18 protein-coding genes are annotated in these 16,129 nt (G+C 45.8%); all 18 read right to left on the bottom strand.

Annotation, left to right across the window (positions count from 1 at the left end; all coding sequences use genetic code 11):
• Nucleotides 1–152 precede the first annotated feature (152 nt).
• The gene (locus ACZ5NB_RS08950) at nt 153–1,523 is read right to left on the bottom strand and encodes an alanine/glycine:cation symporter family protein (protein ID WP_460232897.1); all 1,371 of its coding nucleotides are present in this window, start codon (nt 1,521–1,523) and stop codon (nt 153–155) included.
• 42 nt (nt 1,524–1,565) lie between these two features.
• Nucleotides 1,566–2,606, bottom strand: a complete 1,041-nt coding sequence (locus ACZ5NB_RS08945) for a D-cysteine desulfhydrase family protein (RefSeq protein WP_460232895.1) — start codon at nt 2,604–2,606, stop codon at nt 1,566–1,568.
• A gap of 106 nt (nt 2,607–2,712) precedes the next feature.
• A complete protein-coding gene (yajC, locus tag ACZ5NB_RS08940) occupies nt 2,713–3,045 on the bottom strand; it encodes a preprotein translocase subunit YajC (protein ID WP_460232893.1) in 333 nt (110 codons plus the stop codon).
• A gap of 147 nt (nt 3,046–3,192) precedes the next feature.
• The gene (locus ACZ5NB_RS08935) at nt 3,193–4,146 is read right to left on the bottom strand and encodes a helix-turn-helix domain-containing protein (protein ID WP_460232891.1); all 954 of its coding nucleotides are present in this window, start codon (nt 4,144–4,146) and stop codon (nt 3,193–3,195) included.
• Nucleotides 4,147–4,564: 418 nt separating this feature from the next.
• Entirely contained in the window at nt 4,565–5,044 is a 480-nt protein-coding gene (bcp, locus tag ACZ5NB_RS08930) for a thioredoxin-dependent thiol peroxidase (RefSeq protein WP_460232889.1), read from the bottom strand.
• A gap of 92 nt (nt 5,045–5,136) precedes the next feature.
• Complete coding sequence (locus ACZ5NB_RS08925) at nt 5,137–6,120, bottom strand: malate dehydrogenase (protein ID WP_460232887.1); 984 nt, start codon at nt 6,118–6,120, stop codon at nt 5,137–5,139.
• 186 nt (nt 6,121–6,306) lie between these two features.
• Nucleotides 6,307–6,927 (bottom strand): dUTP diphosphatase, encoded by a 621-nt coding sequence (locus tag ACZ5NB_RS08920; protein ID WP_460232885.1) that lies wholly within the window; start codon nt 6,925–6,927, stop codon nt 6,307–6,309.
• Between the two features lie 38 nt (nt 6,928–6,965).
• Nucleotides 6,966–7,769 (bottom strand): TatD family hydrolase, encoded by an 804-nt coding sequence (locus ACZ5NB_RS08915; RefSeq protein ID WP_460232883.1) that lies wholly within the window; start codon nt 7,767–7,769, stop codon nt 6,966–6,968.
• Nucleotides 7,770–7,795: 26 nt separating this feature from the next.
• Nucleotides 7,796–8,149, bottom strand: a complete 354-nt coding sequence (locus ACZ5NB_RS08910) for a PilZ domain-containing protein (RefSeq protein ID WP_460232881.1) — start codon at nt 8,147–8,149, stop codon at nt 7,796–7,798.
• Nucleotides 8,150–8,274: 125 nt separating this feature from the next.
• The gene (locus ACZ5NB_RS08905; RefSeq protein WP_460232879.1) at nt 8,275–9,276 is read right to left on the bottom strand and encodes a DNA polymerase III subunit delta'; all 1,002 of its coding nucleotides are present in this window, start codon (nt 9,274–9,276) and stop codon (nt 8,275–8,277) included.
• Nucleotides 9,277–9,912, bottom strand: coding sequence for a dTMP kinase (tmk, locus tag ACZ5NB_RS08900; RefSeq protein ID WP_460232877.1), 636 nt, complete (start codon nt 9,910–9,912; stop codon nt 9,277–9,279).
• A gap of 22 nt (nt 9,913–9,934) precedes the next feature.
• Nucleotides 9,935–10,963: an endolytic transglycosylase MltG gene (gene mltG / locus ACZ5NB_RS08895; RefSeq protein WP_460232875.1), complete on the bottom strand. Its 1,029-nt coding sequence runs from the start codon at nt 10,961–10,963 to the stop codon at nt 9,935–9,937.
• A 43-nt stretch (nt 10,964–11,006) separates the two neighbouring features.
• Nucleotides 11,007–11,858 carry an aminodeoxychorismate lyase gene (gene pabC / locus ACZ5NB_RS08890; protein ID WP_460232873.1) on the bottom strand — a complete coding sequence of 284 codons (852 nt, stop codon included), beginning with the start codon at nt 11,856–11,858 and terminating at the stop codon, nt 11,007–11,009.
• A gap of 88 nt (nt 11,859–11,946) precedes the next feature.
• Nucleotides 11,947–13,188 carry a beta-ketoacyl-ACP synthase II gene (gene fabF / locus ACZ5NB_RS08885; protein WP_460232871.1) on the bottom strand — a complete coding sequence of 414 codons (1,242 nt, stop codon included), beginning with the start codon at nt 13,186–13,188 and terminating at the stop codon, nt 11,947–11,949.
• 269 nt (nt 13,189–13,457) lie between these two features.
• Nucleotides 13,458–13,694 (bottom strand): acyl carrier protein, encoded by a 237-nt coding sequence (acpP, locus tag ACZ5NB_RS08880; RefSeq protein WP_460232869.1) that lies wholly within the window; start codon nt 13,692–13,694, stop codon nt 13,458–13,460.
• A 183-nt stretch (nt 13,695–13,877) separates the two neighbouring features.
• Nucleotides 13,878–14,621: a 3-oxoacyl-ACP reductase FabG gene (gene fabG, locus ACZ5NB_RS08875; protein WP_460232867.1), complete on the bottom strand. Its 744-nt coding sequence runs from the start codon at nt 14,619–14,621 to the stop codon at nt 13,878–13,880.
• Between the two features lie 27 nt (nt 14,622–14,648).
• Entirely contained in the window at nt 14,649–15,080 is a 432-nt protein-coding gene (locus tag ACZ5NB_RS08870) for a PaaI family thioesterase (RefSeq protein ID WP_460232865.1), read from the bottom strand.
• 35 nt (nt 15,081–15,115) lie between these two features.
• On the bottom strand, nt 15,116–16,129 hold the full coding sequence (plsX, locus tag ACZ5NB_RS08865) for a phosphate acyltransferase PlsX (protein ID WP_460232863.1): 1,014 nt from the start codon (nt 16,127–16,129) through the stop codon (nt 15,116–15,118).

Raw genomic sequence — 16,129 nt, 5'->3', positions numbered from 1 at the left:
TATACGTTAGACAACAGCAGCGTCTTCTACGCAGTCACTCTAGTAGTTTTAACCTGCTTAGGTTCGATGCGATGGTGTATTCATCTCATTGCAAAAAACAAACTAGAGTTTCTCGGTATCTACCGTTCAATTCAACACCAACAAAAATCACGCTAATTATGCGCCTCTTTTTGCTTAGCTTTGAAATATTCTCTGGTCAGTTTTGCCACGACGCTAGAGAGAAGAATTAAAGCAATAAGGTTTGGCAACGCCATGAAGCCGTTTAACGTATCGGCTATAACCCAGACTAGATCTAGACCGACCACACAGGCGCCCACGGGGACCATTAACGTCCATAAAATTCTGAACGGTTTTTCGACCTTAGTACCAAATAGAAATTGCGCACAGCGTTCGCCATAATAACTCCAGCCTAGAATTGTTGTGAACGCAAAAAATACGATACCTATCGAAATTATGACTTCTCCGTATGGCAATGAAGCCCCGAACGCAGCCTGAGTCATCGCAGCACCTTTGACGCCATCATCCCAAACACCGGTAACGACAATCGCCAACCCCGTGATAGAACAAATAACTAAGGTGTCGATAAATGTACCAAGCATAGCGATTAAACCTTGACGAACAGGGCTATCAGTTTGTGCAGCTGCATGCGCAATAGGAGCACTCCCCAATCCAGCTTCATTAGAAAACACGCCTCGTGCGACGCCAAACTGCAAGGCCATCATAATGCTCGCGCCAGCAAAGCCTCCCGTCGCTGCCACAGGGTTAAAAGCGCTTTTAATTACCAAGGCAACCGCAGCAGGAATTTGAGGAAAGTTCAAAATCAGAACCAGTACTCCGGCAGCGAAATAGGTAATACTCATAATGGGCACAACTTTTTCAGCAACATGCGCTATCCGGCGAATACCACCCAGTAATACCGCCCCTACCAATAACATCAAAATTATCCCAACGACTAGCTTGTCTGCGTAGACGCCCATAATTTTATATTCGGTTCCAATGACAGTATGGATGGCATCGGCAACTGAATTTGCTTGTACCGCATTACCAATACCAAACCCCGCCAGGCTACCAAATATTGCGAAAGCTACAGCGAGCCACATCCAATTTTTACCCAAGCCATTTTTGATGTAATACATCGGACCACCCGTGTGCATTCCATCTTCATCTGTTTCTCGATAATGCACTGCACACACTGCCTCAGCATATTTGGTTGCCATACCCACCAGTGCGCTACACCACATCCAAAACAAAGCGCCAGGTCCACCTAAGCCAATTGCTGTTGCCACACCGGCAATATTCCCAGTGCCTATCGTTGCAGAAAGCGACGTCATTAACGCCTGAAACGGTGAAATATCCCCTTCTCCACACCCGTTTCTTCCCTTATACAAGAGTGAAAAACCATAGCCGATCTTTCTCAACGGAATTGCACCTAAACGCAGCATCAGTAGCGCGCCCGTTCCGAGAATGAGCCCAATCATGTATGGGCTCCATGCGAACCAATTAAGAGTGTCTAAAAAAGCCATTAAGTTGCCTTATCTTTATTGTTCCTGTGAACTGTTAAGGAGCTAAAGTACTTTATGTTCAAAGCCGAAACTGTGTCTCTGCGCCATTAAACCGAATATGCCACCAGTGTGGACGAAAACAATATCGTCTCCTTTCCTAAAGCTCCCGCGCTGGATTTCTTTTACCAAACCATGAAAAGCTTTACCGGTATAAACCGGGTCGAGAACTATCCCCTCGTTTTGCGTCAACCACGAGATAGTATCAAAAACTTCTTTTTCAGCTTTCGCATAACCCGGTCCGATATAATGATCATTTACCCGAACCTTCTCAGCGGGTATAGCCTTCTGAATGTTATATCGCTGCTGCCATTTTTTGATATCACTAGACACTTTGCGCTTAAAATATTGCTCATCATCACACACTGCAATTCCAAGCACCTCTGTCCCCATACCACAAAGGTGAATACCGGCAGTTAAGCCAGCTTGTGTACCACCTGAGCCAGTCGCAACAACAATAGACGCTGGCTCAAATCCGAAAGATTCGCAGTTCTTCTGTAGCTCGTAGGATGCATTGATATAACCCCAAATACCAATTTCATCACTGGCACCCGTTGGAATGATAAAACCCTTACCGCCCGCCTCGTCTGTTAACGTTTTTTGATCTATTAGTAGATGATCTAATCGCTTGCGATATTCTCTCGGCGGAAAGATATTAACTTCAGCTCCGGCTAAAAAATCGAGAAACAAATTACCATCGGCATTTAGCTTGTCCCCCAGGTCGTTCCTCAAGACCAATTTTACTTTGAGACCGAGTCTTGCCGCAGCCAACGCCGTTGCTCGGCAATGATTACTTTGTACACCGCCACAGGTAATTAATGTATCGCAACCATCAGCGATCGCTTGCGCAATTACAAATTCTAGCTTTCGGACTTTATTACCACTCAAACCTGAGCCAGTAAGGTCATCACGCTTGATCCAAATTCTTGGTCCGTTCAGTTCTGACGACACGCGCTTTAGTTGTTGCAAAGGTGTTGGCGTTTGAGCAATCTGTGTGTACGGAGGAGGACGACTTACAATGTCGTTGAGATGTGAAAGGTGGGCCATGTAATCTCCGATACGTGACGACGATGGCCCTTAGGATACGTAAGTTTGGTAGATCCGTGTAGTGGAATTGTTCCGTTAATCACAGATCCGAAAATTAAAGAAAAACTTATATTTCTTTAATGGTGCCCTTGGGAAGAACAGCATGGACGGCAATTTTCTGAAATTTAAGTTGGTTATTGTTGCCGGCGTCCAAGGTGACATAGCTGTCATCAACCTTTTCGATCTTACCGACTAAACCACTGTTCAACACGATTTCGTCACCCTTCTTCAAGGATTCGACTAATTGTCGATGCTCTTTTTGTCGCTTTTGTTGTGGACGAATCATGAACAGATACATGAATACAAAAAGCCCGCCCATCATAATTAAGAAAGACCAAGAACCTTGCTGACCTGCAGCGCCTTCTGCCTGCGCCATCGCTGCTGGGATGAAGAAATCCATGAATAACCTCGTATATTAACTTATTGGAAAAGCGCACTGTAAGCCCGCTAGAAAGCGGCAACTCTACCTGTTTTGAGCAGTGGGGGCAATTGAAATGGCCGCTTTTGAAGCGGCCATTGAAGGGGGGAATCGGAGAGTATTAGGGTGTTATGCGTAGTCGCGAAACAGCTTTCTAAAAGTACTAGGCGATAGGTTCGTCCATCGCTTAAAAGCGTTGGTAAAGCTAGTTCGATCTGAAAAATCCAACGCATTCGAGATCGCATCGATGCTCATAGTATTGCGCACTAAATAATCAATTGAAAAATGGAACCTTACCTGGTCTCTAAGTTGAGCAAAGCTAACATTTTGTTGCTGCAAACGGCGCTGCAACGTACGCTTTGATAAATTCAGTTCTTCCGCAATATGGTCAATTGCCAGTGGATGCTCGCCAATGCGGCGCTGCAACACCTCTATAACACGACCAGACACGCCATACGCTTCAGGAAGGCGCGCTTGGTTTACATACTCTTCAAGGGTTTTCAAACCGGGAGTAGCGAAACCACGGATATCTTCTATGCGATTTTTTTCTTGTGTGTTTTGGATATCAATCATCCTGGCTACTCCTTCTGCCATCAGTTCTATTGTTTCGAGGTCGTTCGGATCCAACTCAAAACGGTGAGATGTGTAAAAGCAGATAACACCACAGCGGCTACCGCTCAACACGACGGGTATACCCAAAAACCGAAGAGTTTCGCGAGAATTATATGCCACGCTGCCTCTTTTGGCACCTTTCACAGGTGCTGAATCCGTCAGATCGTGACAAGGGTCATAAATCTGATCAAAAAGTGTTTGCTCAATCTCACCCAAACGAGTTTCAAAACGCTTCTCGGTCTTGTTAAACACCAAGGCATTTCGATACAGAGAGCCACAGCTTGATGCAATAAAGCCCGCTTCACAGTTGAACATCTCCACCCCGCCCCGAAGGTACAACTCAGACTGCCGATTTATATTGTTTTGGGGGTTAGCAAGCACTTTATGAAGAAATTTAAGTCGGCCAGCGAAGCTCGAGAAGTCATAGCCTTCTAGCGCAGAATGTTGATGAGTTGTATGTGTTAAATCCATGCCGTTTCGTTAGTACTCGTTTAGTCTGGAGGACACTAGCTATGCTATAGCTACTTTTATTTATTATATTGACGCCTTTTCATTTAAGAACTGTAAACTATTCCCAATTGCGCCTGAGTTCTATCCCTGTAAACGTCAGTTTGTTTATTAGAGCGACAATAGTTATAACTGGCGACGATTTCCGCAACTTTTCCCTGAGCGTAGATTACATAATGATCATTCTGTTGTAACTAAGCTAGGGCATTACCAGAAAATTCTGGTCACGCCGCCTCGTTATAATTAAAAGTTATTTTATTAGCGGCGCATGTGCAATTAAAGATTTACTAAAACAGATACTGAATCGAAATAAGTCTTGGGGAGTTTATTATTAATTGTTAGAGGAGGTATATACCTCCTCTCTGTGCTCATCAACGCTTGGCTATTGAACCCCCAGTTCGTCTAATTCAACCAACAATGTTTCATGATGGGATTTCGTTTTAAATTTATCCATAACCTTCAGTAACCGCCCATCTTTTCCGATAATGAACGTGGTCCGAATTAAGCCCATAAACTCTTTACCCATAAACTTCTTAAGCCCCCAACAGCCGTACTTGTCGGCAATCTTGTGGTCTTCATCAGACAATAAAGTGAAATTAAGCCGTTGTTTTTCAATGAATTTAGGCAACCTTTCGACCGGATCCGGACTAACCCCAAGCACTACAACGTCACGCTTATCGAAGTCCTTTTTATGATCTCTGATACCACAGGCTTGCATAGTACAACCAGGTGTCATGGCTTTGGGGTAGAAATAGAGGACTACTGTGTTCTTCCCCTTAAAATCTTTTAAGCTAACTTTGTTGCCATCTTGATCTTTTAGTGAGAATGCCGGTGCCAGGTTACCGACTTTGGGAAACGTCATACCAATACCTCTCGTTGGTTAATGCTGATTTTACATCTTGAAGGCAAAAAAAAGCCGCGATATTCGCGGCTTATCGGGTTAATAACTACTTCTTAGTTAGGGAGCAACTCTGCTACGCCATCACGCTCTTCAGAAAGCTCTGCTTCGGTTGCTTCCATTTTCTTACGCGAGAATTCGTTAATTTCAACGCCTTGAACGATTTCCCAGTCGCCGTTTTTGCATACACATGGGAACGAGTAGATAAGACCTTCAGATATACCGTAGCTGCCATCGCTGTATACACCCATGCTCACCCAGTCACCTTCTGGTGAACCTAATGCCCAGTCGCGCATGTGGAAGATCGCTGCGTTCGCGGCAGAAGCAGCAGAAGACGCACCACGAGCATCAATGATCGCTGCGCCACGTTGTTGTACAGTTGGGATGAAGTCATTTTCGTACCAAGTTTGGTCGATAAGGCCCATTGCATCTTTGCCATCAACCAACGTTTGGTGGATATCAGGATATTGAGTTGAAGAGTGGTTGCCCCAGATAGTCAACTTAGTGATGTCATTGATTGAAGTACCAGTCTTTTGAGCCAACTGAGTCAACGCACGGTTGTGATCCAAGCGAGTCATCGCAGTGAATTGACGTGGGTTGATATCTGGCGCATTGCGTTGTGCGATCAATGCGTTGGTGTTTGCGGGGTTACCAACAACCAACACTTTAATGTCACGTGATGCGTGGTCGTTAATCGCTTTACCTTGTACAGAGAAGATTGCTGCGTTGGCTTGAAGGAGGTCTTTACGCTCCATGCCTGGCCCACGTGGACGAGCACCTACTAACAGTGCGTAGTCAGCATCTTTGAAAGCAACGTTTGGATCATCGGTGCAAACCATACCCGCAAGTAGTGGGAATGCGCAGTCATCCAATTCCATTGCAACACCTTTAAGGGCGCCTAACGCTGGTGTAATTTCAAGCATTTGAAGGATTACTGGCTGATCTTTACCCAGCATTTCGCCGGCAGCAATACGGAACAACAATGAGTAACTAATTTGGCCGGCCGCTCCAGTGACGGCAACTCGAACTGGTGCTTTCACAGATATATCTCCATAGTCAGGGTGTAGAAGAATTCGATACGGCGTCGGCCTTTTTGGGGAGAAATGATCGGTCGAGTCGTTGGCTAGACCAGGAACCCGCCGACGCGGTGCGCATTATAGGGAATCGGCTAGTTTTTTCACTATCTAGCCGTACTTTTTCGTTAATTATTCACCAATTAACGTGGTTTACGCCGGGGCAGTTTCGTCATAGCGCTCTTTTAAGGCGCTGTAGAGACGATCTTTGTAATCACTCGCAGCTGAATCGAGACTACTACTGAGCTCCACCAGATGCTCGTTATCTTCTCTGCCGCCCCACTCTTTACGATAAGAGCCATCTTTATAGCCGTGATCTTGTCGGAAAAAGTTGAGTACGTTTTTACCGACATAACGCACATACAGCTCATCGAAAGACAGGTTAATGGTGTTCATCAATGCTGCAAAGCCTTCGATATCAAAGCTTTTGGTTTGGAGCGTCACCGCCACGAATTGCTCTAACGCTTCACCAAACTCTTTATCGCCTGTCTGGCTGAGGCTGGTTTGCAGCTTCGCTTCGATAGCATCAGCTTTAGCACCTTCAAGAATTAGGATGCTCAGCCCAAAATGCCAGATATCCACGAGTTCAAGCACCACCTGATCAATATCCGGCGTTTGCTTTTTCCACCACTTCCAGCCGTAATGATCGAGCATTTCTGCACTTTCAATCCAGATAGCACGATACCAGGCAAAACCTTTAGTCACCCAGTCGGTATTGACCTTGGTGTTCATGTCATTTTGCATGGAAAGCATGATTTCAAGCTGCTGTTGCATTCTGGGTGTCCTGTTGGTGTTCGCTATTGGTGTCTGGCTTAGCCATTACCGACTGGCGCAAGGTGGGTTTTCGCCTTGGGAAATAATCGAAAGTAGTTATCGGCGGTTATTGTAATCAGTTCTTCGTAGGAAATGCCGCGCAGCTCTGCAATAAACTCTGCCACCTGACGAACATAAGCAGGCTCATTGGGTTTACCACGGTATGGAACCGGCGCCAAATAGGGGGAATCGGTTTCAACGAGTAAACGATCGAGAGGCATCTGATTTACCACATCACGAATCTGCTCAGCATTTTTGAAGGTCACGATACCAGAGATGGAAATGTAGTAGTTCATGTCCATGGCACGCTTGGCCATGTCCCAATCTTCAGTAAAACAGTGCAGCACACCCGCGATGCTTGGATCGCCATGCTCTTTGATCAGCGCTAAGGTGTCTTCTTTTGCGGAACGCGTGTGAACCACCAGTGGTAACCCGCTGACTCGAGAAGCCTCAAGATGGATAATAAAACTATCTTGCTGCTGAGTTTTAGTGTCTTCGGAATAATAGTAATCGAGGCCTGTCTCACCGAGCGCCACGACTTTGTCGTGTTTTGCCCATTCAACCAGCTGACCAGCCGTAGCTAACCCTTCTTCGACATCTAACGGATGCACACCAACCGATGCAACCACATCGGAATAAGTCTCAGCAATACGTACCACATCCTCTTTATTGCCGAGACTGATACCGATACACATCATTCCCCCGACACCCGCTTGGCGCGCGGCTTCCAAGGCTTTGACAAGTTCTCCGTCGTAACGACCAAGCTTCAGCCGATCGAGGTGGCAATGCGTATCAATTAACATAGGGGAATGACTACGAAGTACGACAACTACATGGTGTGAGTGGGACGATCTGACTCTAAAGAGCCCGCGAGATAAGTCTCTATCTTACTGGTAGCGTTGTTATCTTGATCGTTGAACTGAACACCAATACCGGCAGCGCGATTACCTTGAGCGCCTTTAGGTGTGACCCAGACCACTTTACCAGCGACGGGGATTTTCTCGGGCTCGTCCATTAGATTAAGTAACATGAACACTTCATCACCAAGCTTGTAGCTTTTGTTGGTTGGAATAAACAAACCGCCATTTTTGATGAAGGGCATATATGCTGCATAGAGCACTGCCTTATCTTTAATGGTTAACGATAGTATTCCGTTGCGAGCTCCGCCGCCTAGCCCTTTCATAGCCACCTGTATTTATTTTGTGAGGGGTCAATACCCAAAGTATAGTCGGGATTCAGTTCCGACAGTCCCTATTGTATTCCAATAGTCTGTATTCAACCAAGCAGCCAAAGACCGAGAAACGACCGCTAAAGAGGTCGAGCCTTCTTATGGGTACGCATTTTGTAGCTATTCACTTGCTGCCCCCAATCAATCATTAAATCTTCAAGCGCAAGCTGAGGGTTAGGGTTAGCACCGCTTAGTAGCAGTCGCTTGGTCTCCAAAATCTGGGTTCGCATGTCAAATAACAGCTGCTGAGGAATGCCGTTAAGAGCATCGCTCGTGGTAACGGAGGTACCAGAGACCTCAGCTCGTATTTTCGACTCAAGCCACACAAGAATCGCTTCAACAATCTGCGGGGGCTGGTACTCCAGCAGCTGTTTCGATGCCGCTGGAACCGCTATCTGCCCTTCTAAACAGCCACTAAACACCGCCTGAATATCGCCCCAAATGTCCAACCAATTCTCTCGAAACGCCTGCTCCGCACGCAAAGGCGCTCCATAGGTCGCATCGAGCAATGGTCCCGCCTCATCACCTACCTTGGCTTTCAACCAAGATAAAGCCTCTTCTCTTGAAGGCGTCGGTAATGCCACTTGATGGCAGCGGCTCCTGACCGTCGCTAACAATCGACTAGGCTGAGATGTCACGAGTATTAAGATAGTCTCGCCTTGTGGCTCCTCCAAAGACTTTAGAAGCGCGTTGGTTGCACTCACATTCATCGCATCGGCAGGCGAAATGAGAACGACCTTTCTTCCGCCCTGTTGAGCCGTTTGTGAAAGGAAGATGGTTAATTCTCTAATTTGACTGATTTTGATCGCTTTGCCCTTGTCTTCGGGCGCAACAGATAAAAAATCAGGGTGCGTCGCGGCAAAAAATAACTGACAACTTTTGCATTCCCCACACGGTGCAACTTCACCAGAAGAACAAAGAAGTGCGCGAGCGAAACGCTCAGCAAATACAGCTTTGCCAATACCTTCCACACCTTTAAGTAACACGGCATGCGGAAGTTTTTGAGCTTTACGCATATTATCCAGCTGTTTCCAGGTGTGAGCCAACCAAGGAAACACTATGCCCTGCCCTTCGCTATTCACCTAGTCAACACCCAATAGTTCATTCAGTGATTGCTTAATCGATGCCTGAACCTTCTCTAAGGCAGGCGCAGCATCAATCAAAGAGTACCGTTCAGGGTGTCGGGCCGCCAAAGACTTATAGCCATCTCTGACGCGCTCAAAAAAATCAACCCGCTCTAATTCAATACGGTCCAGAGCGCCACGGTTACTTGCCCTAGACAAACCCGTCTCGACATCTACATCAAGAATAAAGGTATGATCGGGTCTGAGGTCTCGCTGAACGAGCTCTTCAAGCATTTTAATAACATCTATCGGCAAACCACGCCCATGGCCTTGGTAGGCATAGGTTGCATCAGTAAACCTGTCACTCAACACCCAGTTACCGGCCTCTAAATTTGGCTTTATCAAAGCCTCAAGGTGTTGAGCACGAGCGGCAAACACCAACAGCAATTCAGTAAGGTGTGACATAGGCTCGTCACGGGCAGCCAGAATAATTTCTCGAATATTTTCCGCTAATGGGGTACCACCTGGCTCGCGCGTGACGACCACGTTCACACCGCGTTCTCGCAAGTAACCTTCTATAAATGACAAGTTACTCGATTTACCGACACCTTCAGTGCCCTCAAGCGTTATAAATTTACCTAAACGACTATTCATTTTAGATTTTGACAAAGTACAATTAATTTTGAGGTGCAGACTGGTAATTCTCTACACGTTTACGCACCTGATATTCCTGAACCGCGTTATTATGCTCTTCCAAGGTCGTGGAGAAATGGTGACTACCATCGCCTTTTGCAACAAAGTATAACGCCTCTCCTTCCGCAGGGTGAAGTGCTGCGTAAATCGCTTCACGCCCCACCATCGCAATAGGTGTTGGCGGCAAGCCTTTTATTACATAGGTATTGTAGGGTGTAGCCTGCCGCAAATGAGAGCGTCGAATATTCCCATTGTATTTATCGCCTAGTCCGTAAATTACAGTTGGATCGGTTTGTAGCCGCATATTTTTTTCAAGACGTCGAACAAAAACGCCGGCTATTTGTTCTCTCTCAGACGGGGTTCCCGTTTCTTTTTCAATAATTGAAGCCATGGTTAGTGCTTCGTAAGCATTTTCATACGGTAAATTACTAGCTCTACCTTCCCACTCTGTCGAGAGGACATCACGCAATCGATTATGGGCTCTAATTAATATATCTGCATCAGATTCACCCTTAACAAAGTGATAGGTATCGGGAAAAAACCACCCTTCAGGATTTTCGTTAGGAAGGTCTAACTGGGATAAAAAATCAGCGGTCGCATCTTTATCTACCAATGTGGGTACTAGGCTTTCCTCTTGCTTTAAATCTACTAAAGCTTCATTAAATGTTTTACCTTCTATTAAAGTAACCGAATAATGAATAACGTCACCGTCATTCAACATATCCAAAAATTCTTCCGGGCCAACACCCGAAACCAGTTCGTACTCACCCACTTTAATATTGGTTTGGTCTCTTAATCTACCAAGCAACACAAGTAAACGTGGCCACTTTAATGCCCCCTGAACTGCAAGCTGTTGGCTAACGCTATGAAGAGAAGCTCCCGGCTCGACTACGAACACCGATTTCTCCTCACTAAGGGATAGAGGCGTGCTTAGCCAACTCACAAACATAACACCTACTACGATAGCTACGCATAGAGAAAAAACAGTCAATATGTAAAAAACCTTCTTCATAAACTCGATTAAAAGTCCAACTAAACTGGAAACAGTAATTCAATTAATTATAGCCATACTTTCTTGCTAAGCATTCTCTTGTCGCTGCTGTAATAGGCCTACTGACTGGGAGAATGGCTGCATCAATTGCACGTACAGGCCAAATACCCGTTACACTATTACATAAAAACACTTCGTCTGCGCTAACAACATCATCTATTCGAATATTTTCGACGTAGCAAGACAGCCCCAGCTCATCGCATACCTCTATCAGAACACGCTCTCTAAGCACACCCAACACACCGCAATTTTCTATAGGGGGAGTATACAAACAACTATTTTTCACCACAAAAATATTACGACTAGTCGCCTCAACGATGTTGCCCGCCTTGTCACAGAGCAAACCTTCCTGAAAACCCTCGGCTCCCCACTCTTTCGCGGCGAGCACATACTCCAGTTTATTTAAATGTTTAATACCTGCCAGGCTTTTACTACTTGACAACGTGTTCGAACACACCGTTATATCCACGCCTTGCTCGACATAACAAGCAGGAAATTCTGGCTGAGAAAAAGTTGCGATTACTGTGGTCGCATTATCGCAACCTACGGGACTATATCCGCGACCACCAACACCACGGGTTAAAATCAACTTTATAACTGCATCTGATACTTCAGAGCGCTGAAGAAAATCAATCGCTTTAGCTAAACGACGCGAGATAAGATCACGATTGAAAACAATTGAGAGTACGCGACAACCCCTTTCAAGTCTTGCTAAATGAGCCTCTAATAACGGAACTTGGCCGTGACTAAAACGCATAGTTTCAAACAAACCATCACCATAAGCCAAACCTCTGTCGAGGGCTTTGATGTTGTCTGACAGATCGTCATCAACCAAAATAAAGGAATTATGTTCCATGGTCTTTTAGCAATCGGTTAAAAACACAATGTTAAATATATTGCACAAAAAAAGGGGCGTTAGCCCCTTTTATCAAACGTTATAGCCTTTAGCTTACCTTTGAAAAAATCAGCGTTCCGTTGGTACCACCAAAACCAAATGAATTCGACAAAGCAATATTGATTGGCTTTTCTTGTGCGGTTTTAGGCACGAAATTCAAATCGCAACCTTCACCAGGATTGTCTAAATTGATTGTTGGAGGCGCCACTCCATCACGGATCGACAAAACGGCAAAAATGGCTTCCACAGACCCTGCTGCGCCAAGTAAGTGGCCAATCATAGATTTTGTGGAACTTACCGCGAGGTTTTCTGAATTAGCGCCGAACACGCTTTTCACTGCAGTACACTCCGCTTTGTCACCTAACTGAGTGGACGTACCATGCGCATTAATATAATCAACCGAAGACGCGTCTATTTTTGCATCGTTGAGCGCGTTGGTCATCGATAGCGCGGCACCTGCGCCACTTTCTGCTGGCGAAGTGATATGGTAAGCATCACCACTCATTCCGAAGCCTGTAAGTTCTGCATAAATTTTCGCACCACGGGCCTTAGCGAACTCATATTCTTCCAACATAAGCATGCCTGCGCCATCTCCCAGCACAAAACCATCTCGATCTTGATCCCATGGCCGACTTGCGGCTTGAGGGTCATCGTTGCGCGTTGACAAAGCACGTGCGGCGGCAAAGCCACCAAGCCCAGCAGGTGTTGTTGCCATTTCGGCACCACCTGCGAGCATGACATCAGCGTCGCCATTCATAATCATACGAGCGGCCATACCGATGTTATGCGTACCTGTGGTGCAGGCAGTAACGATCGCAATGTTCGGCCCTTTGAAGCCGTATTTAATTGAAAGGTTACCCGCGATCATATTAATAATCGCGCCTGGCACGAAGAACGGAGACAGTTTTTTAGGCCCTCTGGTTTCTATGGTCTTAGTTACTTCCTCAATAGAACCAATACCACCGATTCCAGCGCCGATAGCAGCACCCACGCGTGGAGCAATTTCTTCAGTGACTTCCAGACCAGAATCTTCAAATGCTTGGATACCCGCAATCATTCCATATTGAATGAATGGATCCATACGTTTAGCGTCTTTTAGAGGTATGTACTTACCTACGTCGACGTTTGTAACTGAAGCGCTAAAATGGGTGGTGAATGCGGTTGCATCAAATGTCTCTATCGGACGAACACCACTGCGGCCGGCAAGAATACCTTCCCACGTGGACTCCACTGTATTGCCCAGCGGGCTAAGCATACCTAACCCGGTTACAACAACGCGTTTACGTGACAAAGCGACCTCCTAAAATTAACCTTACTCAAGCTGCACGGAATATATGCACCGAGAGCCAACGATAGCGGTTATTTAATCCCGATTACAGCAACCGATCAATTGAAACTTGTGCAACAGACTGTCCCATTTTGGAACAATAAACTGTATATGCTGGGAACTGAACGAGCGACGCGAATGTCGCCACCCAGAAAGTACAAAAGCCGCTCTACTTTCGTAGATACGGCTTTTGTGACACGACTTACACTCTACGAAATGTAGCGTATATTAAATTACGCTAAGTTTTCGTTGATGTAGTTGATAGCAAGCTGAACAGTAGTGATCTTCTCAGCTTCTTCATCTGGAATCTCTGTTTCAAACTCTTCCTCTAGAGCCATAACTAGCTCTACAGTATCTAAAGAATCCGCACCCAGGTCTTCAACGAAAGATGCTTCATTCTTAACATCTTCTTCTTTAACACCCAGTTGCTCAGCAACGATTTTTTTTACGCGTTCATCAATGCTGCTCATAATAGTATTCAACTCCTAGTCGATGGAAACCGGCTAACGCCGCCAAAAAATTTAAGTTAGTTCGGGTTAATCCCCAGGGGCGGCCCAATTTGAGCGCGCATTTTACATCTATTTTCCCCAGGTTGTAACGCATCACCTTAAAAAACTTGAGAATTATGTGCTTTTTTCTTATTTATCAAGAAGTTAGCACATATATAAACCGCCATTTACCTGTATAGTTTCACCCGTAACGTAGCTTGCTGCGTCACTTGCGAGAAAATTTACGACACCTGCGATCTCAGCTGGATCACCAAGTCGCCCCAAAGCGACCTTTTTTAAAAGCTCTTCTCTTTGCGATTCTGGAAGCTCTTTTGTCATATCGGTATCGATAAACCCTGGTGCAACGGTATTTACTGTGATACCCCGAGACCCCACTTCTTGCGCCAAAGAGCGGGCAAACCCAGCCACCCCAGCTTTAGTTGCGGAATAATTTGTCTGCCCAGCGTTACCCATAGAACCAACAACAGAACTTATGTTAACAATGCGTCCCCAGCGCGCTTTCATCATACCTCTCAAGCATGCTTTGCTCATTTTAAACACTGCGCTAAGATTTGTACCAATGACATCGTTCCATTCATCATCGCTCATTCTCATCAATAAATTATCACGCGTGATACCGGCATTGTTCACAAGAATTTGTGGCGCACCAAACTCATCTTGCACCTCTTTTACCAATGCTTCAGCAGCACCCGCTTCGTTTACATTGAGCACCTTACCTATTCCGTTAATGCCCTTCTCGGCAAAACGCGCAGAGATGGCAGTGGCACCATTTTCAGAAGTCGCCGTGCCAATAACAGTTGCACCTGCTGCGCCTAGGGTATCAGCAATTGACGCGCCAATTCCTCGACTTGCCCCAGTAACAATCGCGACTTTTTCCTGAATGCTCATAATGTAGTTCCTAATCAGTATGCTTTTTTAAATTGAAGTTTGAACGCGTTTCTGCAACATGTGAAATACACCAGATGCTCTGCCAACATACGTTTCACCAGCATAAAATGTACACGTCACAAAGGTTAGCCTCTTACCTTTCTTTTCTATATTGACATGTGCCTCTAACCAATCGCCCACGGCGGCTCGCCCCAGATAGTCGACAGTTAATGAAGCAGTAACCGCCGACGTCGGCGGTTCCTCACTAAAAGCGACATTATAACCCATTGCGGTATCAGCAATGCTACTTAGCACTCCTCCATGTACGTCCCCGCGCGTATTACAGTGTTTTTCCGCAATTCTTAGGCCAATAATGTGACCAGTACCATCGCGCTTATGATAGAGCGGGCCAAGCAACTGGACATAATTACTCTCTCGATAAAGGTTCTCAAAACCTGTCGGTACTTCTCGTTCAGACATAATGAATTAATCAGATAGGTAGGCGTTTAAAAAGGCTAGTTATACAAATTTGTAAACTGGGCGTTAATTTTTTGAGGGATTTGATTTTCAACGTGACGCACCGCCATTTCGATAGCGTAGTAGAAGCTGAGTTCATTTGCGGCTCCATGGCTTTTAATAACGGTACCTTGCAAACCAAGCAGAGAAGCACCATTGTAACGCGCCGGATCAAATTTCGCACGAAACTGATTCACAACTGGAGCTGCCAACAACCCCATAAAGCGTCCGTACCACTGGTTACTGAATAGCCTGTGAATACTTTGCGCTAAAAATTTGGCTGCCCCTTCACTGACTTTAAGTGCAATGTTACCCAAAAATCCATCACACACCACCACATCCACATTACCTGTGTAAATATCATCTCCCTCAACGAAACCAACATAATTAATTTTTTCGTTTTGCTGGAGTAGCAGAGCGGCTTCTTTAACAGGCTCAACACCTTTGATATTTTCTTCACCGATATTTAACAAACCTACTTTCGGGCGCGCACAACCTTCAGCGACTTGCGCCAATACCGCCCCCATTGTCGCGAATTGCTCCAGCTGCTGTGCAGTACAATTTATATTTGCCCCTAGGTCTAATAAATAGCACCGCCCGTTAGTAGCAGGCAGGGGCTTACAGATGGCAGGTCGGTCAATCCCCGAGTACGTTTTAAGCAAATGCCTTCCAATAGCCATCAACGCGCCGGTATTACCAGAGCTTACACACGCATCTACTTGTTGCGACTTGACTAACTCCAGCGTTTTCCACATCGACGATTGTTGGCGATGACGAAGAACGGTTGCTGGCGTATCGTCCATCAAAACGATGTCACTCGCATTGAATGTTGAGAGGTTTGTTGGCAGGTTTGATAACAGGCTGATATCTAACGCATCGAGTTGCGCCACGAGAATGATATCTATTTGGGGGTGAGAGGATGCGAAGCGCCGGGCAGCTGACAGGATAGGATGAGGACCAAGGTCCCCACCCATAGCATCAATCGCGATTCGGATTTTAGATGCTGGACTCAA

Source organism: Aurantivibrio plasticivorans, assembly GCF_055392955.1.
This window is presented reverse-complemented; position numbering and strand designations above follow the sequence as displayed.

Bases quoted from the DNA above. Each gene is read 5' to 3' on its own strand.
- ACZ5NB_RS08910 (WP_460232881.1), bottom strand. From the start codon at position 8,149: ATGAAAGGGCTAGGCGGCGGAGCTCGCAACGGAATACTATCGTTAACC.
- ACZ5NB_RS08870 (WP_460232865.1), bottom strand. From the start codon at position 15,080: ATGTCTGAACGAGAAGTACCGACAGGTTTTGAGAACCTTTATCGAGAG.
- ACZ5NB_RS08950 (WP_460232897.1), bottom strand. From the start codon at position 1,523: ATGGCTTTTTTAGACACTCTTAATTGGTTCGCATGGAGCCCATACATG.
- acpP (WP_460232869.1), bottom strand. From the start codon at position 13,694: ATGAGCAGCATTGATGAACGCGTAAAAAAAATCGTTGCTGAGCAACTG.
- mltG (WP_460232875.1), bottom strand. From the start codon at position 10,963: ATGAAGAAGGTTTTTTACATATTGACTGTTTTTTCTCTATGCGTAGCT.
- yajC (WP_460232893.1), bottom strand. From the start codon at position 3,045: ATGGATTTCTTCATCCCAGCAGCGATGGCGCAGGCAGAAGGCGCTGCA.
- fabG (WP_460232867.1), bottom strand. From the start codon at position 14,621: ATGAGCATTCAGGAAAAAGTCGCGATTGTTACTGGGGCAAGTCGAGGA.
- pabC (WP_460232873.1), bottom strand. From the start codon at position 11,858: ATGGAACATAATTCCTTTATTTTGGTTGATGACGATCTGTCAGACAAC.
- bcp (WP_460232889.1), bottom strand. From the start codon at position 5,044: ATGACGTTTCCCAAAGTCGGTAACCTGGCACCGGCATTCTCACTAAAA.
- ACZ5NB_RS08920 (WP_460232885.1), bottom strand. From the start codon at position 6,927: ATGCAACAGCAGCTTGAAATCATGCTTTCCATGCAAAATGACATGAAC.
- ACZ5NB_RS08935 (WP_460232891.1), bottom strand. From the start codon at position 4,146: ATGGATTTAACACATACAACTCATCAACATTCTGCGCTAGAAGGCTAT.
- ACZ5NB_RS08945 (WP_460232895.1), bottom strand. From the start codon at position 2,606: ATGGCCCACCTTTCACATCTCAACGACATTGTAAGTCGTCCTCCTCCG.
- ACZ5NB_RS08915 (WP_460232883.1), bottom strand. From the start codon at position 7,769: ATGTTAATTGATACGCATTGCCACCTCGATCGGCTGAAGCTTGGTCGT.
- tmk (WP_460232877.1), bottom strand. From the start codon at position 9,912: ATGAATAGTCGTTTAGGTAAATTTATAACGCTTGAGGGCACTGAAGGT.